The sequence below is a fragment of the Streptomyces sp. NPDC050085 genome (assembly GCF_044460595.1).
GTDB lineage: Bacteria > Actinomycetota > Actinomycetes > Streptomycetales > Streptomycetaceae > Streptomyces.
Map to the genome: position 1 here is coordinate 159,604 of NZ_JBITJZ010000009.1, position 16,503 is coordinate 176,106.

17 protein-coding genes are annotated in these 16,503 nt (G+C 71.8%); 8 read left to right on the forward strand and 9 right to left on the reverse strand.

The genetic code is table 11. From position 1 onward, the window contains the following. The first annotated feature begins 35 nt into the window (after positions 1-35). From ACIBUY_RS30015 to ACIBUY_RS30030, 4 genes are read left to right on the forward strand one after another with little or no spacing between them, the layout of a single operon-like run. Complete coding sequence (locus ACIBUY_RS30015; protein WP_399154268.1) at positions 36-1,127, forward strand: thiamine ABC transporter substrate binding subunit; 1,092 nt, start codon at positions 36-38, stop codon at positions 1,125-1,127. After that, positions 1,103-2,827 carry an ABC transporter permease gene (locus tag ACIBUY_RS30020; protein ID WP_399154269.1) on the forward strand — a complete coding sequence of 575 codons (1,725 nt, stop codon included), beginning with the start codon at positions 1,103-1,105 and terminating at the stop codon, positions 2,825-2,827. The genes ACIBUY_RS30015 and ACIBUY_RS30020 overlap by 25 nt, the downstream gene beginning before the upstream one ends. Beyond that, entirely contained in the window at positions 2,827-3,870 is a 1,044-nt protein-coding gene (locus ACIBUY_RS30025; RefSeq protein ID WP_399154270.1) for an ABC transporter ATP-binding protein, read from the forward strand. The genes ACIBUY_RS30020 and ACIBUY_RS30025 overlap by 1 nt, the downstream gene beginning before the upstream one ends. Positions 3,871-3,880: 10 nt before the next feature. After that, positions 3,881-4,738, forward strand: a complete 858-nt coding sequence (locus ACIBUY_RS30030) for a maleylpyruvate isomerase N-terminal domain-containing protein (protein WP_399154271.1) — start codon at positions 3,881-3,883, stop codon at positions 4,736-4,738. A gap of 87 nt (positions 4,739-4,825) precedes the next feature. Here ACIBUY_RS30030 and ACIBUY_RS30035 read toward each other — a convergent pair whose 3' ends face one another. From ACIBUY_RS30035 to ACIBUY_RS30065, 7 genes are all read right to left on the reverse strand, one after another. Next, positions 4,826-5,479, reverse strand: a complete 654-nt coding sequence (locus tag ACIBUY_RS30035) for an LAETG motif-containing sortase-dependent surface protein (protein ID WP_365575503.1) — start codon at positions 5,477-5,479, stop codon at positions 4,826-4,828. 186 nt (positions 5,480-5,665) lie between these two features. After that, complete coding sequence (locus ACIBUY_RS30040; protein ID WP_399154272.1) at positions 5,666-6,790, reverse strand: LOG family protein; 1,125 nt, start codon at positions 6,788-6,790, stop codon at positions 5,666-5,668. Positions 6,791-6,826: 36 nt separating this feature from the next. After that, complete coding sequence (locus tag ACIBUY_RS30045; RefSeq protein WP_365575509.1) at positions 6,827-7,234, reverse strand: VOC family protein; 408 nt, start codon at positions 7,232-7,234, stop codon at positions 6,827-6,829. 80 nt (positions 7,235-7,314) lie between these two features. Beyond that, a complete protein-coding gene (locus tag ACIBUY_RS30050; protein ID WP_399154273.1) occupies positions 7,315-8,475 on the reverse strand; it encodes a hypothetical protein in 1,161 nt (386 codons plus the stop codon). Further along, positions 8,457-9,209: an ATP-binding cassette domain-containing protein gene (locus tag ACIBUY_RS30055; protein ID WP_365575515.1), complete on the reverse strand. Its 753-nt coding sequence runs from the start codon at positions 9,207-9,209 to the stop codon at positions 8,457-8,459. The genes ACIBUY_RS30050 and ACIBUY_RS30055 overlap by 19 nt, the downstream gene beginning before the upstream one ends. 195 nt (positions 9,210-9,404) lie before the next feature. Then, on the reverse strand, positions 9,405-10,784 hold the full coding sequence (locus tag ACIBUY_RS30060; protein ID WP_365575518.1) for an aspartate aminotransferase family protein: 1,380 nt from the start codon (positions 10,782-10,784) through the stop codon (positions 9,405-9,407). Further along, a complete protein-coding gene (locus ACIBUY_RS30065; protein WP_365575521.1) occupies positions 10,769-11,287 on the reverse strand; it encodes an Lrp/AsnC family transcriptional regulator in 519 nt (172 codons plus the stop codon). Before ACIBUY_RS30065 ends, ACIBUY_RS30060 begins: the two co-directional genes overlap by 16 nt. 189 nt (positions 11,288-11,476) lie before the next feature. Between ACIBUY_RS30065 and ACIBUY_RS30070 the strand changes: the two genes are divergently transcribed. Further along, positions 11,477-12,928, forward strand: coding sequence for a gamma-aminobutyraldehyde dehydrogenase (locus ACIBUY_RS30070; RefSeq protein ID WP_365575524.1), 1,452 nt, complete (start codon positions 11,477-11,479; stop codon positions 12,926-12,928). Next, the gene (locus tag ACIBUY_RS30075) at positions 12,925-13,410 is read left to right on the forward strand and encodes a DUF1990 family protein (protein ID WP_399154274.1); all 486 of its coding nucleotides are present in this window, start codon (positions 12,925-12,927) and stop codon (positions 13,408-13,410) included. Before ACIBUY_RS30070 ends, ACIBUY_RS30075 begins: the two co-directional genes overlap by 4 nt. Before the next feature lie 67 nt (positions 13,411-13,477). Here the strand turns inward: ACIBUY_RS30075 and ACIBUY_RS30080 are convergent, their stop codons facing one another. Both ACIBUY_RS30080 and ACIBUY_RS30085 read right to left on the reverse strand, forming a co-directional pair. Then, on the reverse strand, positions 13,478-14,104 hold the full coding sequence (locus ACIBUY_RS30080) for a hypothetical protein (RefSeq protein WP_399154275.1): 627 nt from the start codon (positions 14,102-14,104) through the stop codon (positions 13,478-13,480). Between the two features lie 43 nt (positions 14,105-14,147). Then, complete coding sequence (locus ACIBUY_RS30085) at positions 14,148-14,552, reverse strand: hypothetical protein (protein WP_399154276.1); 405 nt, start codon at positions 14,550-14,552, stop codon at positions 14,148-14,150. Between the two features lie 152 nt (positions 14,553-14,704). Here ACIBUY_RS30085 and ACIBUY_RS30090 point away from each other — a divergent pair, with 152 nt between their 5' ends. Together ACIBUY_RS30090 and ACIBUY_RS30095 are read left to right on the forward strand one after the other, a co-directional pair. After that, positions 14,705-15,358 (forward strand): response regulator transcription factor, encoded by a 654-nt coding sequence (locus ACIBUY_RS30090; RefSeq protein WP_365575536.1) that lies wholly within the window; start codon positions 14,705-14,707, stop codon positions 15,356-15,358. Positions 15,359-15,363: 5 nt separating this feature from the next. Beyond that, positions 15,364-16,500 (forward strand): ATP-binding protein, encoded by a 1,137-nt coding sequence (locus tag ACIBUY_RS30095; RefSeq protein ID WP_365575539.1) that lies wholly within the window; start codon positions 15,364-15,366, stop codon positions 16,498-16,500. Positions 16,501-16,503 lie beyond the last annotated feature (3 nt).

Genomic DNA, 16,503 nt, shown 5'->3' on the forward strand with positions numbered 1-16,503 from the left:
GCGTCTCTTCCTGGTCACCCCCAGGAGGAAAACCAGTGAGCAAGAAGACGAAGGCAACGACGACGTACACAGCTGTTGCCGTGGGGCTCGGGCTCGTCGTGCTGTCCGCGTGCGGGTCGCAGTCCAGCGGGTCGGGCGGGTCCGACTCCAAGACCGTGACCCTCGTCAGCCACGACTCGTGGGCCGTCTCCAAGAACGTACTGAAGGACTTCGAGAAGAAGTCCGGCTACCAGGTGAAGGTCCTGGAGGACGGCGACGCCGGGCAGGCCGTCAACAAGGCGATCCTGTCCAAGGGCAATCCGCAGGGCGACGTCTTCTTCGGCGTCGACAACACCCTGCTGTCGCGGGCCCTCGACAACGGGATCTTCGCTTCCTACAAGGCCAAGGGCCTGGAGGACGTCGAGAGCCGGTACCGGCTCGATGCCGGGAAGGATCGTGTCACTCCCGTCGACACCGGCGACATCTGCGTCAACTACGACAAGAAGTATTTCGCGGAGCACAAGCTGACTCCGCCGGCGTCCTTCGCCGATCTCGCCAAGCCCGCGTACAAGAACCTGCTCGTCACCGAGGACGCCGCCACGTCGTCGCCGGGCCTCGGCTTCCTGCTCGGCTCGGCCGCGAGCTACGGGGACGACGGCTGGCAGGCGTACTGGAACAAGCTCGTCGACAACGGCGTGAAGGTCGTCTCCGGCTGGGACCAGGCCTACAACGAGGAGTTCAGCGGCAGCGCCGGCGGCAAGAAGGCCGGGGGAGAGCGGCCGCTCGTCGTGTCGTACGCGTCCTCGCCGCCCGCCGAGGCGATCTACTCGGACCCGCAGCCGGCCACGTCGCCGGTCGGTGTCGCGACCGGCACCTGCTTCCGGCAGGTCGAGTTCGCGGGCGTGCTCGACGGGGCGAAGAACGAGAAGGGCGCCCGGGCGTTCGTCGACTTCCTGATCTCCAAGGAGTTCCAGCAGGACATGCCGCTCAACATGTTCGTGGACCCCGTGACCAAGAGTGCCGTCGCGCCCGCCGATTACAAGAAGTACGCGGTGAAGGTCGACAGCCCCGAAACCATGAGCCCCCGCAAGATCGCGGACAACCGTGACGACTGGGTCAAGTCGTGGACCTCGATCGTCAGGAAGTGACCGCCAAGACCGCCAAGACCGCCAAGACCGCCAGGACCTGGGACGTGCCCCGGGTGCGTACGGGGAACGCGGCGCGGCTCGGCCTGATGGCCGTGCCCGTCGTGTTCTTCGCCGTCTTCTTCGCGTACCCGGTCGTCGCGATCGTGCGGCGCGGTCTGTACGTGGGCGGGGACTGGCAGGTGGGGCGCATCGCGGACGTGCTCGGGCAGTCGGACATCCGGCACGTGCTGTGGTTCACCGTGTGGCAGGCGCTCGCGTCGACTGCCCTGACGCTGCTGATCGCGCTGCCGGGCGCCTACGTCTTCGCCCGGCTCGACTTTCCCGGCAAGCAGGTGCTGCGCGCCGTCGTGACCGTGCCGTTCGTGCTGCCGACCGTCGTCGTGGGCTCCGCCTTCCTGGCGCTGGTCGGCAGGGGAGGGCTGCTCGACGACCTGTGGGGGGTGCGGCTCGACACCACGGTGTGGGCGATCCTCGCCGCGCACGTCTTCTTCAACTACGCCGTCGTCGTACGGACCGTGGGCGGCCTGTGGGGGCAGCTCGATCCGCGGCAGGAGGAGGCCGCGCGGATGCTCGGCGCCTCGCGGCTCGCGGCGTGGCGGAAGGTGACGCTGCCCGCTCTCGGGCCGGCCGTGGCGGCAGCCGCGCTCATGGTCTTCCTGTTCACCTTCACCTCGTTCGGCGTCGTGCAGATCCTCGGCGGGCCCGGCTTCTCGACCCTCGAGGTGGAGATCTACCGGCAGACCGCCGAGATCTTCGACCTGTCGACCGCCGCCGTGCTGACGATCGTGCAGTTCGCGGCCGTCGGACTCATCCTCGCCGTGCATGCGTGGAGCGTGCGGCGGCGGGAGAGCACGCTGCGGCTCGTCGACGCCGCGCACACCGCGCGGCGGCCGCGCGGGGCCGCTCAACGGACCCTGCTCGCCGGGGTGTTGGCGACCGTGGCCGTGCTGATCCTGCTGCCCCTTGGGGTGCTGGTGCAGCGGTCGCTGGACACGCCGGGCGGTGTCGGGTTCGCGTACTACCGGGCGCTCGGGAACGCCGACGGCGGCACCTTCCTCGTCCCGCCCGTCGACGCCATCTGGAACTCGCTCGAGTACGCCCTCGCCGCCACCGCCATCGCGCTCGTCATCGGCGGGCTCGCCGCGGCCGCCCTCACCCGGCGGGCCGGACGCCTGGTGCGCGGGTTCGACGCGCTCCTGATGCTGCCGCTCGGGGTGTCCGCCGTGACCGTCGGCTTCGGGTTCCTCATCACGCTCGACAAGCCGCCGCTCGACCTGCGGGCCTCCTGGATCCTGGTCCCGCTCGCCCAGGCACTGGTCGGCGTGCCCTTCGTCGTACGCACCATGCTGCCCGTCCTGCGGGCGGTCGACGGACGCCTGCGCGAGGCCGCGGCCGTGCTCGGGGCCTCCCCGCTGCGGGCGTGGCGCGAGGTCGATCTGCCCATGGTGCGACGGGCGCTGCTGATCGCGGCCGGGTTCGCCTTCGCCGTGTCCCTCGGCGAGTTCGGGGCCACCGTGTTCATCGCGCGGCCCGACAACCCGACCCTGCCGGTGGCCGTGGCGCGGCTCCTCGGCCGGGCCGGTGACCTCAACTACGGGCAGGCGATGGCCCTTTCGACCGTGCTGATGCTCGTCTGCGCGGTCTCGCTGTTGCTGCTGGAACGCATGCGGCCTGCCAAGGCCTCGACCGGGGAGTTCTGATGACGGCCCTGCTGACCCTGGACGACGCGACCGTACGGTTCGGTGGGCGCGCCGTGCTCGACACGGTGGACCTGGAGGTCGCCGAGCACGAGATCGTGTGCGTCCTCGGGCCGAGCGGCAGCGGAAAGTCGACGCTGCTGCGGGCCGTCGCCGGCCTCCAACCCCTCGACGGGGGGCGGGTGTTGCTCGGCGGCCGTGACCAGCGCGGGGTGCCCGCGCACAAGCGGGGCGTGGGTCTGATGTTCCAGGACCACCAGCTGTTCCCGCAGCGGGACGTCGGCGGCAACGTCGCCTTCGGGCTGCGGATGCACGGCGCACCGAAGGTCGAACAGGGCGCGCGCGTAAGGGAGTTGCTGGAGCTCGTCGGGCTGCCCGGGGCCGAGCGCCGGGCCGTCTCCGCGCTGTCCGGCGGCGAGCAGCAGCGTGTCGCGCTCGCCCGGGCCCTCGCGCCGCGGCCCCGGCTGCTGATGCTGGACGAGCCGCTCGGCCAGCTCGACCGGTCCCTGCGCGAGCGCCTCGTCGTCGAACTGCGGGAACTGTTCGGGGAGTTGGGGACCACCGTCCTCGCCGTCACGCACGACCAGGGCGAGGCCTTCGCGCTCGCCGACCGGGTCGTCGTCATGCGCGACGGGCGCATCGCCCAGTCCGGCACGCCGCTCGACGTGTGGCAGCGGCCCGCGGACGAGTTCGTGGCGCGCTTCCTCGGCTTCGACAACGTCGCCGAAGCCACCGTCTCCGGCGACGTGGCGGACACCCCGTGGGGCAAGGTGCCGGTGCCGGCGGGCACGGCGCAGGGCGTCGGCACGATCCTCGTCAGGCCCGCGGGCGTACGCCTCGTGCCCGCCGCCGACGCACAGGTGACGTGCACGGTGGCCGCCCGCACCTTCCGCGGGACGCACGTCGCACTGCAGTTGCAGCCCGAGGGCGCACCCCGGCTCGAGGCGGCGTGCGCGCTGCGCGAGGCACCCGAGCCCGGGGCGCGCGTCGGAGTAGCCTTCGACGCCGCGGAAATCGTGATGCTGGACGGCGCGACCGCTGCGTAGGGTCGGGAGCATGACCGAGCGCGTACCACCCGCGAGCCACCCCTTCCGCAAGCTCTCCGACGATCGCTCCCACGATCCCTCCCGCGAGCTCTCGCACGAGCGCTACTGCGCCGAAATCGTCGCCCAGACCGGCCTGTTGAGGGAACACCTGGCCGGGGCCGATCTCACCGCGACCGTCCCGACCTGCCCCGACTGGAGCCTGCGCGACCTCGCCGTGCACGTCGGCGCCGCCCACCGCTGGGCCGAGACGATGGTGCGCACCCGGGCGAGCGAGGTGCTCGACGAGGACGAGGTGCCGGACCGCGTGCCGCAGGGCGAGGACGCCGCGAGCCTCGACAGCTGGCTCGGCGCGGGGGCCGGGAGGCTCGCCGAGACGCTGCGGGACGCCGGGCCCGGGGTGCCCGTCTGGACCTGGGCGTGGCGGCAGGACGCGGCGTTCTGGGCCCGCCGGATGACCCACGAGACGGTGATCCACCGGGCCGACGCGGCGCTCGCCGCGCAGGCCGACTACGACGTGGCGCCCGACGTCGCCGCCGACGCGATCGACGAGTGGCTGCGCATCGTGCGCTTCGCCCAGGACACGGACGCCGCTGACGAGACACAGGAGTTGAAGGCGGGCGGCCGCACCCTGCATCTGCACGCCACCGACACCGCCCCCGACGTGGCCGCAGAGTGGCTGATCGAGCTGGCCGACGACGGCATCGTCTGGCGCCGCGACCACGCGAAGGCCGAGGTCGCGCTGCGCGGCCCGCTGACGGCCGTGCTGCTCGCGTTCTACCGGCGCGAGGCGCTCGACGGCGGCCGGGTCGAGGTGCTCGGGGACCGGGAGCTGCTCGACTTCTGGCTGCGGCGCGCGACGTTCGGCTGAGGACGCGGGAGGGCGTAGGAAGGACGCGGGCACGGGAAAGGGGTCGTACGGGCGGAAAACATCCCGTACGACCCCTCGTCCGTCAGGTCAGCGCTGAGCGGCGCCACGCTTGCGGAGCGCGAAGACCACGCCGCCGCCCGCGACCACGAGGGCCCCGGCGATGCCCGCGATCAGCGGGGTGTTGGAGCTGGCACCGGTCTCGGCGAGGTCCGAACCGCCCGCCGGGGAGGCCGAGTTGCTCGGGGCCGGCGCCGGGGCGGCGCTGGACTCGGAGGCCGACGGGGTCGGCGTCGCCGTCTCGGCCGGCTTCGACGTGCTCGGCGCCGGGGAGGACGGCGTCGGGGTCGGCTTCTCGGTGGCGCAGCCCTTGGCGGGCGTCGTGACGTCCGGCTTGATGTCCTCGTCGACCTGGTTGCCGGCCTTCACGTGCACGCGGTACGTGGCGTTCGGCGCCCAGTTCTCGTTGAACGTGATGGTGGTGCCCTCCGAGGAGCCCTTCACGTCCTGGGTGCCGACGAGCTTGTCGCCGAGGTAGACCGAGACGGTCGCCGGGGTGCCCGAGCCGTCCTTGTCGGTCACGGTGATGACGCCCTGCTCACCGGTGCAGGTGGCGGCGGCACTGAACTCGCGGATGTTGCACGCCGACGCGGAACCGGCGACACCGAGGGTGAGCGCCGTCGCGGCGGCCGCCACACCGGCGTAGCGAGCGACGCGGGAGGATATACGGGGGGTTACGGACACGGTTGTCCTTCACGGGATCAAGTGCGAAAAAGAGGCGGGCGCGGTGAGGGAGCTCACGGCTCCCGCCTCAGCGCCCTCACGGTCCCCTCACGTTTACAAGTACTGGTAACGCAGCGTCAATACACAGCGGTCCCTCAGAGTTCACTCTTGACCCGCGCTTGACCCACTCCGCGTTTCAGAACCCCGTCAGTTGTGCGTCAGGACCTCGCCCGCCTCCTCCACCGTGTCGACGAGCGTGATCCGGGACTCCATCGAGCGGCCGCGCGCGAGGGACTGCAGCAGCGGCCAGGCCGGGAGGCGCTCGGTCCAGTGCGTGCGGTCGACGAGGACCATCGGGGTCGGTTCGCCGCGGGACTCGTAGTAGTTGGGGGTGGCGTTGTCGAAGATCTCCTGCACCGTGCCGGCCGCGCCGGGCAGGAACACGACGCCCGCGTTCGACCGGGCGAGCAGGCCGTCCTCGCGGGTGGCGTTGGCGAAGTACTTGGCGAGGTGGGACGCGAAGGCGTTCGGCGGCTCGTGGCCGTAGAACCAGGTGGGGATGCCGACCGAGGCGCCCCCGTCGGGCCAGCGGCCGCGGACCTCGAACGCCGCGCCCGCCCAGTCCGTGACCGACGGCGTGAACGACGGTGCCTTCGCGAGGAGTTGGAGCGCCTCGTCGAGCATCGCGTCGTCGTGCGGCGCCGCGTACGCGCCCAGGTTCGCCGCCTCCATCGCGCCCGGGCCGCCGCCCGTCGCCACCGTGAGACCGGCCCGCGCGAGGGTCCGGCCGAGCCGGGCGGCGCCCGCGTACGCGTCCGTGCCGCGCGCCATCGCGTGCCCGCCCATGACGCCCACCACCCGTGCGCCTACGAGGAGTTCGTCGAGGGCGTCGGAGACCGAGTCGTCGTGCACGGCGCGCAGCATCGAGGCGAACACGTCACCGTCGGCCTTGGTCCGCTGGAACCAGTCGTACGCACGGGCGTCGGGAGTCGCCTCGTACCCGGTGGACAGTCCTTCGAAGAGCTCGTCCGGGGTGTAGAGGAGCCCCCGGTACGGGTCGAACGGGAGCCCCGGCACGGGCGGGAAGACGAGGGCGCCCGCCGCCCTGACGTGCTCCGCCGCGTGCTGCTCCATGGGGCAGCCGAGGAAGACGGAGCCTTCGACGACGGTCTCGCGCAGGACCTCGGTGCGGGCCGTCAGATCGACGGCCTGCACCCGGTACCCGGTGAGGGAGCGGCGGGCGGCGACGACCTCGTCGAACTCTTCGAGCGTCTCGATCTCGCGGTCGGAGGTGGTGCTGGGCAGGGCGGGGTCTGAGGGTGATGTCGACACCCGCCCAGCTAAGCACGTACCGCGTACGGGAGTTGGTCAGCCCTGGATGGCCGAGGGGTCCATCCACGCGACCTCGACCGTGTGCCCGTCCAGGTCGTCGAAGGCCCGGCCGTACATGAAGCCGTGGTCCTGCTTCTCGCCGTGCTCGGTGCCGCCCGCGGCGAGGGCGCGCTCGACCAGCTCGTCGACCTTGTCACGGCTCTCGGCGCTCAGACACACGAGCACCTCGCTCTCCTTGGTGGAGTCGACGATCGATTTGTGCGTGAAGCCCGCGTACTTCTCCTTGGTCAGCAGCATGAAGATGATGGTGTCGCTGACCTCCACGGCGGACCCGGTCTCGTCCGTGAACTGCTGGTTGATGGTGTAGCCGAGGTCCGAGTAGAACTTCTTGGCGGCGTCCAGGTCGTTCACGGCCAGGTTCACGAAGATCATCTGCTGGTACATGGGGTGCCGTCGCCTTCTGAGTCGGTTCGTTCGTACGTGTCATTCCGTACGCAGGGATAGACGTCAGTGGACGACAGAACTCATCGCTGTGCCAGCGGAATGGCCGAAAGTTCCGCCACGGCCCAGGTCAGCGGCCCGAACACGGCGAGCAGGGCGCCCGCGCGCAGGGCCGCCGCGCTGCGCAGCATCGTCGCGGGGGCACCGAGGCGCAGCAGCGCGGCCGTGGTGTGCCTGCGCTCCTGGCGGGCCTCGATCGCCGCGGTCGCCAGGGTCGCCACCGTGCAGCCGACGACGAGCGCGGCGCCGAGCGTGGACAGCGGCCCGGGGTCGGGCTCGGCCCGGTACAGCACGTTCGCCGCGTACGCCCCCGAGAACACCGCGCAGACCACGCCGAGCGGGCGCCCGATGCGCCGGGCCTCCTCCTGGAGCACGCGCCCGGCGAGCAGCCGCACGGCCCCGGGCCGTACCGCCTGCAGGGCCCGCCCGCACTGGTAGGTCAGGCCCGGTCCGGCGAGCGCCAGGCCCAGCGCGGTCAGCGCCCAGCCGGCCAGGACCCCGCTGGGGCTGCCGCCGAGGCCGCCCGGCATCGGGAGCCCGTCGCCGCCGCGCGCGTGGGAGGCGTACGTCTCCACGGCGAGCCCGGCGGCAAGGAGCGCGACGCCCCACGGCAGTCCGGTCGGCGCGGGGGCCGGGTCCTGCCCGGTCTCCGCTGCGGACTTGCCGGGCCTGACCGCCTTGGGCCGCAGCGCGACGGCGCTGGCCCCGGACGCGGCGAGCGGCACGAACGTGAGCAGGGTGAGCGCGGCGGCCAGGGGCAACGGCCGGTCGGCGGCGAGGAGTTGACGTGCCGCACCGTCGAACGGCAGCCCCGACAGGTCGCCCCGCAGATGCAGGAAGAACAGCAGCGCCAGCATCGAGCCGAGGGTGCAGGCGATCGCCGTGGAGATCGCCGAGATGAGGGTGAGGCGGGCCGGGCCGAGGCCGACCGCGGACAGGCCGGGCCGCGGCTTCGTGCCGGGGTCGGAGCGGGCCACGGAGACCGCGAAGTACACGGTGGCGGCGAGCGGGATCAGGCACCAGGCAAGGCGCAGAAGGGAGCCCGCGGAGGCGTCCGGGTGGCCCATCGCGTAGCCCAGCGTGCACAGCAGCAGGAAGCCGGTGCCCGCCGAGGCGGCGGCGACCAGGAGCCTGCGGAGCTGGACGAGGGGATGGGCGCCGCGGGCTAGACGGAGAGCGAGCACGCGGCCCGGCCTTCCGTGCCGTTCGGGTCGGTGAGCCCCGCGGGCAGGTGCACGGTGTTGACGCGGCGTCCGTCGAGCAGCGAGACCGTGCGGTCGGCGAGGGCGCTGACCTCGGAGTCGTGCGTGGCGAGGACGACGGTGATGGCGTGCGAGCGGGCCGCGGCCGTGAGCGTGCGCAGGACGTGGGCGCGGTCGGCGCGGTGCAGGGTGGCGGTCGGCTCGTCGGCGAAGACCACGTTCGGGGCGTGCACCAGGGCGCGGGCGATGGCGACGCGCTGCCGCTCGGCCATGCGCAGGGCGGCCGGGCGCTTGCGGGCGAGGTGGCCGACGTCGAGCCGGTCGAGCCACTCGTGGGCGGCGGTCTTGGCGGGGCGGCGGCCGGTGCCGCGGAGCATCAGGGGGAGCGCGGTGTTCTCCCAGACGTTCAGCTCCGGGACGAGCGCGGGCTCGGGGTCGATCCAGCCGAAGCGGTCGCGGCGCAGGCGCTCGCGCACCAGCGGGCCCATGGTGTGCACCGGGGTGCTGTTGAACCACACCTCGCCGCCGCGCTCGGGCAGCAGCTGACCCGAAAGGCACTGCAGGAGCGTCGTCTTGCCCGCGCCGCGCGGGCCGGTGACGGCGAGGATCTCGCCCTCGCGGACACCGAGCGAGACGCCGGTGAGCGCGGGCGAGCCGCTGTGGGAGAAGTGCAGGGCGCGTGCCCAGAGCACGTCGTTGTCCGGCGGGGCCACCATGGCGTACACCTCGGTTCAGATCAGAATGCCGGGAAGTTCCCGTCCCCCTTCCGGGGGAACGAAGGCAGGGCCGATCGGTCACTGGGCACGCTAGGTAGGTCAAGCGGGGACCGGGGAAAAGGACGCGGCCCGGCCGTGCCCATCTCACTCGGATGGGCGCAACCGGGCCGTTCCTCAAGCCAGTTGAGCAGGGGCTCAGATCTTGCTCCAGGCCTCCGTCAGGACCTGGCGGACGATGCCCTCGATCTCGTCGAACGTGGACTGGTCCGAGATCAGCGGCGGGGAGAGCTGGATGACCGGGTCGCCACGGTCGTCGGCGCGGCAGTACAGGCCGTACTCGAAGAGCTTCTTGGAGACGAAGCCGTAGAGCACGCGCTCCGACTCCTCGTCCGTGAAGGACTCCTTGGTGGCCTTGTCCTTGACGAGCTCGATGCCGTAGAAGAAGCCGTTGCCGCGGACGTCGCCGACGATCGGCAGGTCGTGCAGCTTCTGCAGCGTGTTGAGGAAGTTCGCTTCGTTGTCGAGCACGTGCTGGTTGAGGCCCTCGCGCTCGAAGATGTCGAGGTTCGCGAGACCCACCGCGGCCGACACCGGGTGGCCGCCGAAGGTGTAGCCGTGCAGGAAGGTGTTGTCGCCCTTGTAGAAGGGCTCCGCGATGCGGTCGGAGACGATGGCCGCGCCGATCGGGGAGTAGCCGGACGTCATGCCCTTGGCGCAGGTGATGATGTCGGGCACGTAGCCGAACTTGTCGCAGGCGAACATCGTGCCGAGGCGGCCGAAGGCGCAGATGACCTCGTCCGAGACGAGCAGCACGTCGTACTGGTCGCAGATCTCGCGCACGCGCTGGAAGTAGCCGGGCGGCGGCGGGAAGCAGCCACCGGCGTTCTGCACCGGCTCGAGGAAGACGGCCGCGACCGTCTCCGGGCCCTCGAAGAGGATCTCCTGCTCGATCTGGTCGGCGGCCCAGCGGCCGAAGGCCTCGGGGTCGTCGCCGTGTATCGGGGCGCGGTAGATGTTCGTGTTCGGCACCTTGTGCGCGCCGGGCACGAGCGGCTCGAACGGGGCCTTCAGGGCCGGGAGTCCGGTGATGGACAGGGCGCCCTGCGGGGTGCCGTGGTAGGCGACCGCACGCGAGATGACCTTGTACTTCGTGTGGTTGCCGGTGAGCTTGTGGTACTGCTTCGCCAGCTTCCACGCGGTCTCGACGGCCTCGCCGCCACCGGTGGTGAAGAAGACCTTGTTGAGGTCGCCCGGAGCGTAGTGGGCCAGGCGCTCGGCCAGCTCCACCGCCTTGGGGTGGGCGTACGACCAGATCGGGAAGAAGGCCAGCTCGGCGGCCTGCTTGGCGGCGACCTCGGCGAGCTCGCGCCGGCCGTGACCGGCCTGGACCACGAACAGGCCCGCGAGGCCGTCGAGGTACTTCTTGCCCTGGTCGTCGTAGATGTAGGTGCCCTCGCCACGCACGATGGTGGGAACGGGCGCGTTCTCGTACGACGACATGCGGGTGAAGTGCATCCACAGGTGGTCGTACGCGGTTCGGCTGAGGTCCTGGCTCACGGCTATCGGGTTCCCCACATATAGGTCTGCTTCTTGAGCTTGAGGTAGACGAAGCTCTCGGTGGAGCGCACGCCGGGCAGGGCCCGGATGCGTTTGTTGATGACGTCCAGAAGGTGGTCGTCGTCCTCGCAGACGACCTCCACCATCAGGTCGAAGGAGCCGGCCGTCATCACGACGTACTCGCACTCCGGCATGGCCGTCAGCGCGTCCGCCACGGGATCCAGGTCGCCCTCGACGGTGATGCCGACCATCGCCTGGCGCCGGAAGCCCACGGTGAGCGGGTCGGTGACGGCGACGATCTGCATCACGCCCTGGTCGAGGAGCTTCTGGACGCGCTGGCGCACGGCCGCCTCCGACAGGCCGACGGCCTTGCCGATGGCGGCGTACGGACGCCTGCCGTCCTCTTGGAGCTGCTCGATGATGGCGAGGGAGACGGAGTCCAGGGACGGGGTGCTCCCGCCGTTCCTCGAACTGGGTCCCTTGGGGTCTGCGCTGCGACTGGCCACGGCCTCACTGTGCATGAGGAGTCGTCCGTTTCGCAACCCTGGATCGATGAAATTCGTTGTTTACGTCTCCAATACTCACGGATTTCGTAGATCTGGAGGGGTGGGGGGTGTCGAAAGCGTCGGTGCTCGGACTAGGGTGGGCGTCTCAAGCCTTGGACAGCTGCAGCACCCGCTACAGCAACAGCTACTTCAGGAGGGCCGGCAGTGGGCACGAGTGAGCTGCGTCGTCTGCGGAACTACATCGACGGTGAGTTCCGGGACGCCGCCGACGGACGGACCACCGAAGTGGTCAACCCGGTCACGGGCGAGGCGTACGCGACCGCGCCGCTGTCCGGACAGGCCGACATCGACGCCGCCATGGCCGCCGCCGAGGCCGCGTTCCCGGCCTGGCGCGACCGGACGCCCGCCGAGCGGCAGAAGGCCCTCCTCAAGATCGCGGACGCGTTCGAGGAGCGGGCCGAGGAGCTCATCGCGGCCGAGGTCGAGAACACGGGCAAGCCGATCGGGCTCACGCGCAGCGAAGAGATCCCGCCGATGGTCGACCAGATCCGGTTCTTCGCGGGCGCCGCGCGCATGCTCGAGGGGCGCTCCGCCGGTGAGTACATGGAGGGCCTGACCTCCATCGTCCGGCGCGAGCCGATCGGCGTCTGCGCGCAGGTCGCGCCGTGGAACTACCCGATGATGATGGCCGTGTGGAAGTTCGCCCCGGCGCTGGCCGCGGGCAACACGGTCGTCCTGAAGCCGTCCGACACCACCCCGGCGTCGACGACCCTCATGGCCGAGATCATCGGCTCGATCGTGCCCAAGGGCGTCTTCAACGTGGTGTGCGGCGACCGTGACACGGGCCGCCTCATGGTCGAGCACCCGACCCCGGCCATGGCGTCGATCACCGGCTCCGTGCGCGCCGGCATGTCCGTCGCCGAGTCCGCGTCCAAGGACCTCAAGCGGGTCCACCTCGAGCTGGGCGGCAAGGCGCCGGTCGTCGTCTTCGAGGACCTCGACAGTGCGGCCATCGCCAAGGCCGTCGAGGACATCTCCGTCGCGGGCTTCTTCAACGCCGGTCAGGACTGCACCGCCGCCACGCGCGTGCTCGTCCAGGAGTCGATCCACGACGAGTTCGTGACCGCGCTCGCCAAGGCCGCCGCCGACACCAAGACCGGGCAGCCGGACGACGAGGACGTGCTCTACGGCCCGCTCAACAACCCGAACCAGCTGAAGCAGGTCTCCGGGTTCATCGAGCGCCTCCCCGCGCACGCCAAGGTGGAGGCCGGTGGCCACCGGGTGGGGGAGGTCGGCTACTTCTACGCCCCGACCGTCGTCTCCGGGCTCAAGCAGGACGACGAGATCATCCAGAACGAGGTCTTCGGCCCGGTCATCACCGTCCAGTCCTTCACGGACGAGGCGCAGGCCGTCGAGTGGGCGAACGGCGTCGACTACGCGCTCGCGTCGTCGGTCTGGACGAAGGACCACTCGCGTGCGATGCGCATGTCGAAGGTGCTCGACTTCGGCTGCGTCTGGATCAACACCCACATTCCGCTGGTCGCGGAGATGCCGCACGGCGGGTTCAAGAAGTCCGGCTACGGCAAGGACCTGTCGGCGTACGGCTTCGACGACTACACGCGCATCAAGCACGTGATGACGTCGCTGGACGCGTGACCCGTCTTACGTACACGGAGCTCGGCGCGACCCTGACGGACCGTGAACTTCCGTCGGCGTACGCCCACTTGGACCGCCGCGTCCGGCTCGGCTCGGGGCAGGAGTGCTTCGAGCGGGCCGGGGCGGCGGTTCTGTCGTGGGGCGCGCAGCGCGGGGCCGGGCTCCGGGTGACTCCGCCGGGCGACGTGCGCGAGGGCGCCGATGTGGTGCTGCGGGCGCTGGGGCTGCGGATTCCCTGCCGGGTGGTGGCCGTGGTCCGCGACGACAGCCGGATCGGCTTCGCGTACGGGACGCTGACCGGGCATCCGGAGCGCGGCGAGGAGGCGTTCCTCGTGACGCGGGAGGCGGACGACTCCGTCTGGTTCCGGATCCGGGCGTTCTCCCGGCCGGGGCGGTGGTACACGCGGCTCGGCGGGCCCGTCGCGCGCGCCGTGCAGAGGTGGGTCACCGGCCGGTATCTGCGGGCCGTGGCCACCGGCTGACATGGCCCGCGTGGCTGGGGCCGGGGTCGTGGTGACCCCGGCCCCGCCGCCGTATCCGTGGGGACGGTCAGGCCTTCAGGTCGGGGACGGTGCCGAACTCGGTGGTTCCGCCCTTGCCGCCGTCCCTGTACTCCTCGTGCGTGCCCGGCTTGTCGTGGTGCGTGCCCGGCCTGTCGTGCGGGGCGCCGGGTTTCGTGTCGCCGCCGACCCCGCCGCGGCCCGGCAGCGACGGCGGACCCGGGACGTTGCCGGGGGACGCCGGGAAGGTGATGCCGGCCTTCTTCAGGATCGGGGCGCACGCCTTCAGCGACTTCTCGTACGCCGATGACGTCGGGGCGAAGTCCTTGCTCCCCTTTCCTTCCTTGCCCCCCTTGGCCTGCATGCGGACCTTGAGGCCGATGCGGCCCTTGGCGTCCTTGGTCGCGTGGAAGCCGGGGAAGGCGGTCTCGCCACGGTCGCGCATGCACGCGGCGAAGTCGTCGTTCGCCGCGTTCACGTCGTCGGGGGCGTTCTTGGTGGGCCGGTATCCGATGCCGAAGCCGCCCATCTTCGGCGGGGCTTCGTGCGTCGCGGCGGGCGGTGTGTGCGTGCCGGTGGCCTGGGCCGCCGACGCGCTGATCGTGCCGAGCGTCACCGCCGTCACGGCGACGAGGCCGAGCGCGAGACGTCGCGGACGTGGGGTGCGTACGGGCATGAAGTCCTCCTGGGTGAGGGCGAGTTGAGCGGCGGCGTCGTGGTCAGTCCTTGTAGAAGACGGGCGGCTGGTCAGGGCCCTTCGGCGGCCGTACCGGGGTGCCGGGGAACGCGATGTGGCCGTGTTCCAGAACGCGGCCGCACGCGCGCACCCCGTGCCGGTAGTGCGCGCGGACCCGGTGCAGCGACGGCGGTTCCGTCGTGCGCAGCTCCAGGTGACGGCCGCCGTCGCGCTCCACGACCCGGTAGATGCCGAACTCCGGGAAGTCGCGCTCGCCCCGCTCGCGCAGGCACTTCTTGAAGTGGCCGACCGCGAAGGCCGCGGACGTGCCGCCCTGCCGCGGTGGCGTGTCCGACGCGGACGCCGTGCCCGCGCCGACGGCGCCGAGCGAGAGCGCGAGGGCGGCGATGCCGGTGACGGCGATCCGCCGGGGACGTCGCAGACGCATGGAAGACCGGTGCATGGAATACCCCCTGGGTGGTGCGGTGCGGTGTGGCGCGGCTTGGTGTCGCGCTGAACTCACTTCACCGGCAAGGGGGTTACGGCACGGGAACAGTCGCGCTTATCCGGATGTAACCCGGGCGCCGCCACACTGGCGGCATGCGTGTGCTGGTGGTCGAGGACCACGAAGAGCTCGCCGAGACCGTCGCCGCGGGGCTGCGCCGGCAGGGGATGGCGGTCGACGTCGCGTACGACGGGGAGGCCGCACTGGAGCGGGCGGGCGTGAACGGGTACGACGTCGTCGTGCTCGACCGCGACCTGCCGGGGGTCCACGGCGACCTGGTGTGCCGGGCCCTCGCCGAGGCGGGCAGTCGCGAGCGCGTGCTGATGCTGACCGCGTCCGGCACCGTCTCCGACCGGGTCGCCGGGCTCGGCATGGGCGCCGACGACTATCTGCCCAAGCCGTTCGCGTTCACCGAACTCGTCGCCCGCGTACGGGCGTTGGGGCGCCGGGCCCAGCCCGCGCTGCCGCCCGTCCTCGTCCACGGCGGCCTCTGTCTCGACCCGGCGCGCCGCACCGCCGTACGGGACGGGCGGCAACTGGCCCTCAGCCCCAAGGAGTTCGCCGTCCTGGAGCTGCTGCTCGCCGCGCGCGGTGCCGTGGTCTCCGCCGAGCAGCTCCTGGAGCGCGCCTGGGACGAGGCCGCCGACCCGTTCACGCAGACCGTGAAGGTGACGGTCAGCAGGCTGCGCCGCAAGCTCGGCGAGCCGCCGCTGATCGAGACGGTCGACCGGGCCGGGTACCGGGTGTGAGCGGCGTGCGCCGCAGGTGGCTCCCGGCGAGCGTGCGCTGGCGGCTCACGCTGCTGTACAGCGCCCTTTTCGTGTTCACCACCGCCCTGCTGCTGGCGCTCACGTACACCCTCTTCCTGCACGGCAGCGGCGCCGGAGGGCGGCAGAAGACCGAGCCTCCCCAGGGGCTGGCCACGGGTGCGCCCTCGGTGCAGGGCTATGTGGAGAGCACGTTGGAGTCGCAGCGCGGCGACCAGCTGCACACCCTGGTCATCGGGTCCGGGGTCGCCCTCGGCCTGATGACGGTCGCCTCGCTCGCCCTCGGCTGGCTCGTCGCGGGCCGGGTCCTCGCCCCGCTGCGCACGATGGCCGCGACCGCCCGCCGGATCTCCGCCGACGATCTGCACGAGCGGCTCGACGCCGGCGGCCCGCGCGACGAACTCAACGATCTGGCCGCCCAGTTCAACGGGCTGCTCGCCCGCCTGGAGTCCGCCTTCGAGGCGCAGCGCCGCTTCGTCGCCAACGCCTCGCACGAGCTGCGCACCCCGCTCACCCTGCAACAGGCCGTCGTGGACGTGGCGTTGGACGACCCGGACGCGTCCGCCGCGTCGCTGCGCGCCGCCTGCCTGCGGGTGCGGGCCGCGGGGGAGGAGCAGGAGCGGCTGATCGAGGCCCTGCTGACCCTGGCCCGCAGCCAGCAGGGCCTGGAGAAGAAGGAGCCCGTCGACCTCGCCGACGTCGCGCGCGGCGCCCTGCCCGGGCCGTCGTCCGGCGCCGGGCCCGAGGTGCACGCCGAGCTGAACGCCGCCCCGCTGCTCGGGGACCCCCGGCTCGTCGAACGCCTCGTCGTGAACCTCGTCGACAACGCCGTACGGCACAACCACGCGGAGGGGGAGGGGAGTTGGGTGTCCCTGTGGACCGGGTGGTGCGAGGGGAAGCCCACCCTGCGTATCGGGAACAGCGGCCCGGTCGTCCCCGAAGGGCAGGTCGCCTCGCTCTTCGAACCGTTCCACCGCCTCGGCGCCCGGCGCACCCGGCACCGCGAAGGTCTCGGCCTCGGCCTGTCCGTCGTCGTCGCCGTGGCCCTCGCGCACGGCGGACACGTGCGGGCCTGGCCGGGCCCGGACGGCGGCCTCCTCGTCGAGGCCGCCTTCCCGGCATAGCCC